Origin of the sequence: Halomonas sp. 707D4 (assembly GCF_024158685.1) — a bacterium.
Classification (GTDB): Bacteria; Pseudomonadota; Gammaproteobacteria; order Pseudomonadales; family Halomonadaceae; genus Vreelandella.
Genome location: NZ_JAMZBD010000706.1, coordinates 1 through 1176, shown reverse-complemented (window position 1 = coordinate 1176; position 1176 = coordinate 1). Strand labels below are relative to the sequence as shown.

Annotated in this window: 2 protein-coding genes; one reads left to right on the top strand and one right to left on the bottom strand. The window is 66.9% G+C overall.

Annotated elements, in window-relative coordinates; translation table 11 throughout:
- Positions 1–571, bottom strand: a 571-nt coding sequence (locus BIS11_RS18080; protein WP_253586796.1) for a peptidogalycan biosysnthesis protein, incomplete at its 3' end; no start/stop codon positions are given.
- 182 nt (positions 572–753) lie between these two features.
- Here BIS11_RS18080 and BIS11_RS18075 point away from each other — a divergent pair.
- A partial coding sequence (locus BIS11_RS18075; protein ID WP_253586795.1) for a GAF domain-containing protein occupies positions 754–1176 on the top strand: 423 nt, incomplete at its 3' end.

Sequence of the window (1176 nt, the reverse complement as noted above, 5' to 3'; positions counted from 1 at the left end):
CCAGGAAGCCCTCGAAGTCGCCGTAGCCCTCATCGTGCCACTGGAACTGGACGCCTTCGCGGGCGATCAAATCCGGGCGCCGCGCCTGCCAGGCGGCCACCTCGGCGGGGCGTGCGAACAGCAGGTGCCAGCTCGAGATCCCCTGCTCGTCGCACAGCGCCTGCCAGCCCTCCATGAGCCGCGCACAGGCCTCGCCCGGGTCGACGCCCGGCGCGACCAGCAGGCGCTGGCCGGGCACCGGGGTGAAGGGCACCGCGCTCAGCGCCTTGGGGTAGTAGTCGCCGCCGGCGCGCTCGAAGGCCTCCGCCCAGCCCCAGTCGAACACGTACTCGCCATAGGAGTGGCTCTTGAGGTACAAGGGTAGCGCCGCCACGAGGTGCTCGCCTTGCCACAGGGCCAGGTGGCGGGGCTGCCATCCGGTCGCCGCGCTGACCGAACCGCTATGTTCGAGCGCGCCCAGAAAGGCGTGGCGCAGAAACGGTTGCTCGTCGTCGACCAGCGCGTCCCAGCGCTTGTGCGAGACATCGTCCATGGAAGAGAGAATCGCGAGTTTCGCAGTGGAAAGGGACATGGCACCTCGCGTTGCAGGGGTGGATCGCGGTCGATCAGTATCGCCCAATCGCGCCGTCACTAGAACCACCCGCAACGGGTCATCCTCGCGGCGTCAAAAAAATCGCTCGCGAACGGCTCGATCGTTAAAGCTTGATTAAAACAGACCGATATTGTGTAGATTGCCCACTTTCTAGGATCGCCATGCAACCCGCCGCCCTACTTGATCGAGAACCGGAGCGCCTGTCGGCCTTGCGACGCCTGGAAGTGATGGACACGCCCGCGGACGAGTCGCTGGAACGCCTGACCGATCTGGCCTGCGATATCTTCTCCGCGCCCATCGCGCTGGTGTCCCTGGTCGACGAGCACCGCCAGTGGTTCAAGTCCCACGTGGGGCTCGAGGTGAATCAGACGCCTCGCGCGTACTCCTTCTGCGCCCACGCGCTCGACCTCGACTCGGCGCTGGTGGTCGAAAACGCCTTGGAGGACGTGCGCTTCGCCGACAACCCGCTGGTGCTGGGCGAGCCGCACATCCGCTTCTACGCGGGCCACCCGCTGCGCCCGCTCGATGGCCACGCCGTGGGCACGCTGTGCGTCATCGACACCGCCCCGCGCACCTCCGATGCG